Origin of the sequence: Methylobacterium sp. GC_Met_2 (genome assembly GCF_026540795.1) — a bacterium.
Taxonomy (GTDB): Bacteria; Pseudomonadota; Alphaproteobacteria; order Rhizobiales; family Beijerinckiaceae; genus Methylobacterium.
The window spans coordinates 1-3,189 of record NZ_JALNUM010000224.1 but is presented as its reverse complement, the minus strand read 5'-3'; the positions used below and the strand labels follow the sequence as shown (position 1 = coordinate 3,189).

6 protein-coding genes are annotated in these 3,189 nt (G+C 65.5%); 4 read left to right on the top strand and 2 right to left on the bottom strand.

Annotated elements, in window-relative coordinates; translation table 11 throughout:
• Positions 1-246 precede the first annotated feature (246 nt).
• Complete coding sequence (locus tag OXS49_RS32965) at positions 247-615, bottom strand: winged helix-turn-helix domain-containing protein (RefSeq protein ID WP_243999673.1); 369 nt, start codon at positions 613-615, stop codon at positions 247-249.
• 143 nt (positions 616-758) lie between these two features.
• Here OXS49_RS32965 and modA point away from each other — a divergent pair, with 143 nt between their 5' ends.
• Genes modA through OXS49_RS32945 form a run of 4 tightly spaced genes read left to right on the top strand, consistent with a single transcriptional unit; the run spans position 759 to position 2,478 of the window.
• The gene (gene modA / locus OXS49_RS32960; RefSeq protein WP_267428710.1) at positions 759-1,538 is read left to right on the top strand and encodes a molybdate ABC transporter substrate-binding protein; all 780 of its coding nucleotides are present in this window, start codon (positions 759-761) and stop codon (positions 1,536-1,538) included.
• A gap of 32 nt (positions 1,539-1,570) precedes the next feature.
• The gene (locus OXS49_RS32955) at positions 1,571-1,780 is read left to right on the top strand and encodes a TOBE domain-containing protein (protein WP_243999495.1); all 210 of its coding nucleotides are present in this window, start codon (positions 1,571-1,573) and stop codon (positions 1,778-1,780) included.
• Between the two features lie 2 nt (positions 1,781-1,782).
• Positions 1,783-2,292 carry a hypothetical protein gene (locus OXS49_RS32950; RefSeq protein ID WP_267428709.1) on the top strand — a complete coding sequence of 170 codons (510 nt, stop codon included), beginning with the start codon at positions 1,783-1,785 and terminating at the stop codon, positions 2,290-2,292.
• Positions 2,293-2,319: 27 nt separating this feature from the next.
• Positions 2,320-2,478, top strand: coding sequence for a hypothetical protein (locus OXS49_RS32945; protein ID WP_267428708.1), 159 nt, complete (start codon positions 2,320-2,322; stop codon positions 2,476-2,478).
• 82 nt (positions 2,479-2,560) lie between these two features.
• Here the strand turns inward: OXS49_RS32945 and OXS49_RS32940 are convergent, their stop codons facing one another.
• Positions 2,561-3,037 carry a hypothetical protein gene (locus OXS49_RS32940; protein ID WP_267428707.1) on the bottom strand — a complete coding sequence of 159 codons (477 nt, stop codon included), beginning with the start codon at positions 3,035-3,037 and terminating at the stop codon, positions 2,561-2,563.
• Positions 3,038-3,189: the final 152 nt, after the last annotated feature.

Sequence of the window (3,189 nt, the reverse complement as noted above, 5' to 3'; positions counted from 1 at the left end):
GTATCTGACCTGCAGTCGGTCACGATCGATGTCGCGGTAAACGCTGACGGAGGCTTGTGTCCGCTTCGCTGTTTCAGTCGCTCCAATATGGGCCGGCAGCTTTCGACCAGCTTGAGTCCTGGCGACAGTGCCTCCGTACGACGGGGTTGGGTGGATTTCTGACCGTTCGCTTCAGGGCGAGAGTTAGCTGAAGCAGCCGCTGTATCAAATTGGATATAGCGGCCCGTTGGATTTCAGTCGTTCTTCTTAGGAGACGGCGGTCGGCGGCACGTCGTCCTTGCCTTGTGCTGGAGCAGCGATCCGATCGAGAAATGGCGCGGCAGCCTTGTCAGCGGCGCGCTCGATCGCACGGTAGTGGGCGATGAGATCGGCGCCGAAGGCCGACAGGCGCGCACCGCCACCCGCCTTGCCGCCGATCTGTGCCTCTACCACAGGACGCCCGAAGCCACCGTTCATCGCCTCAATCAACAGCCAGGCTCGGCGATACGACATCCCGAGCGCCCGTCCGGCCGCGGAGATTGAGCCATGCTCGGCAATCATCTCGAGAAGTTGCACCTTACCCGGACCTATGCGGTTGCCGGGTCCGACGTCGATCCGGATACTCAGGCTTGCCACCCGCACCTCTCGTCTGCCCGACGCGGTCAGCTACCGCGCCACCTCATCGGGGGTCCATAGCCAACACGATCACGACTTCCCAGCGGTGTATTCTGCAGGATATAGCGCAGCCGACGCACACGTGGCCTAGGACCGTTCCGAGCATGCGCAGTCTGATCCGCATCGGCCTTGTTGCCGCCCTGCTTCTCGCCCCTGGGGTCGTTCAAGCCGCCGACACCGCGACCGTGTTCGCCGCGGCCAGCCTCAAGAACGCCTTGGACAATGCGGGCAAGGCTTTCACCGCTCAGTCGGGCGTCGAACTCAAGGCCAGCTACGCGGCATCCTCGGCCCTCGCCCGGCAAATCGAGAGCGGGGCACCTGCTGATCTGTTCGCCTCGGCCGATCTGGAATGGATGGACTACCTCGCGAAGAAGAACCTCATTCGCCAAGACACCCGGGTGAACCTGCTCGGCAATCGTCTCGTCCTCATCGCGCCGGCCGACGCGAAGGAGAATGCGGTGGCCTTCACGCCGGAAGCCATCGCGGCAGCGCTCGGGCCGGACGGCCGGTTGGCAACCGGCGAGGTCAATTCGGTGCCGATCGGTAAGTACGCCAAGGTTGCGTTCGAGAAGCTCGGCTTGTGGGCCGGGATCCAGTCTCGTCTGGCGCAAGGCGATAACGTGCGGGCGGCCCTGTTGCTGGTCTCACGCGGCGAGGCGCCCCTCGGCGTCGTCTACGAGAGTGATGCGAAGTCCGATCCCAAAGTGAAAGTCGTGGGTGTGTTTCCGGCCGACAGCCATCCGCCCGTGGTCTACCCGTTCGCCGTGACAGCGGATGCGAAGGGCGACGGCGCGAAGCGCTTCCTGGACTACCTCCGAAGTGCGGCAGCCAAGCCCTTCTTCGAGGCTCAGGGCTTCAACATCATCGATGGCAGCAAGAACTAATCGGCCCCGAGCGGCTCAGAAAGGCGGACATCGTGAAGATCAGCGCACGCAACATCATCGAGGGCACGGTGGCGGCGATCGAGAAGGGCGCCACGACGGCCCACGTGAGGATCGAGATCATGCCTGGGCAGATCGTCACCGCAGCCGTGACCAACGAGGCGGTCGACAGCTTGGGGCTGACCGTTGGCGGTTCGGCCTACGCCGTGATCAAGGCTTCCGACGTCATGGTCGCGGTCGACTGACGATGATCATCTCCCGCGCCGTCCTCGCCGCCGGGCTCGTGGCCCTCTCGGTCAACACGGCCAGGGCCGAGGATGCCCCGGCCTGCGCGCGCTTCGCATGGTCGGTGGCGCGGGAACGTGCCGCCTTCGGTGCGCCGGGCCTGCCAGCGCTTGCGTCCGGCTCGGCGCTGTTGGGCGGTGTCAGCGCAGTACAGCTTGCCCTGAAACCGGCCGCCGAGATCGTGCTGCCGGTCCCGTCCGAGAAGGAGGCAAAGCCTGATACCTTTGCGGGCTTCGTGACCGCTACGGTGCCGGCCGCGGGAACTTACCAAGTGACGCTTTCGAATGAGGCTTGGATCGATGTCAGCCAGGATGGCCGCTCGACCCTCAAGCCCGCGGCCCACAGCGGCAAGTCGGGCTGTCCGGAGGTGCGCAAGAGCGTGCGCTTTGCGCTCGACGTAGGCACGGTGACGATCGAGATCACTCGCGCATCGAGCCCACTGATCAAGCTCGACCTACTCAGGGCAGAGTAGCTGAACTCCTGCGCGGGGATCCTCAGTGTGACTGCTCGGGTTGGAGACTGGCAGGCGAGCGAGGTCGAGGCGGCCTTGGACGCCGACGTCTCGGCCTTTGCTGACACGCACGAGGCATACCTCACGCCCATCACGCAGGCGAACGGGGAGGGGGCGCGGCAATACGAGGAGGGGATGGGCTCCTGAAGGCATTGCCCGCCGCGTCTGGTGGGACACGCGGGACAGGCCCTCGCGGCGCCGGAGGCGGGCGCTTTCGACCGCTTATGCCTCAACGTCCCGCGGCACTGCGACCGACGGCGCCGAGGCCGCCGTCCTCGTAGAGGATGCTGGGCCGCGGGCCGTTAAAACCAACGCCGAGGTCGAAGCGGGTCGAACCGCGCTCTGAAATATGCCTGACCGGGTCCGAGAGCCTGTAATCGACGGTCGAGCGCACGGCACACTTGAGGGCTGGGACGTTGCAGGAAACGCGCAACGTGCCGGGACGGAGTGTGTAGCGCCTGACGGGCCACCTCCGCCCGGCGGCCAGCCTCTCATCGTTCAACGCGTCACGGCTGTAGACCCGCCCGAATGACGTGACTCTGTCGCCGTAGTCGACGGGCATTCGACCTTGGACGAGAGGGCCTGACGACCACGTCGCGAGATAGCGATAGGCGACCTCGATGGTCCCGATGCGCATGCGCGCCTCCGACATGGCCATTGCCTGCGAGGGCATGCCGAGGCCCAGGATCGTCCCGCTGAGGAGCATTCCCGCAACGGCGTGTCCCCAACGGGGCATCGCAACGCCTCCTTTCATCACTCGGAGAGCCACCGCACGAGACCGTCACCGCGCAGCACCGGATGGATCGCCCCCCGGCCCTGGAAGTCTCCGGCCAGCTTCTGCACATGTCGTTGGACCGG

What these genes read in the sequence shown, in the direction of transcription:
- modA (WP_267428710.1), top strand. Translation starts at nt 759, where the DNA reads ATGCGCAGTCTGATCCGCATCGGCCTTGTTGCCGCCCTGCTTCTCGCC.
- OXS49_RS32950 (WP_267428709.1), top strand. Translation starts at nt 1,783, where the DNA reads ATGATCATCTCCCGCGCCGTCCTCGCCGCCGGGCTCGTGGCCCTCTCG.
- OXS49_RS32940 (WP_267428707.1), bottom strand. Translation starts at nt 3,037, where the DNA reads ATGCTCCTCAGCGGGACGATCCTGGGCCTCGGCATGCCCTCGCAGGCA.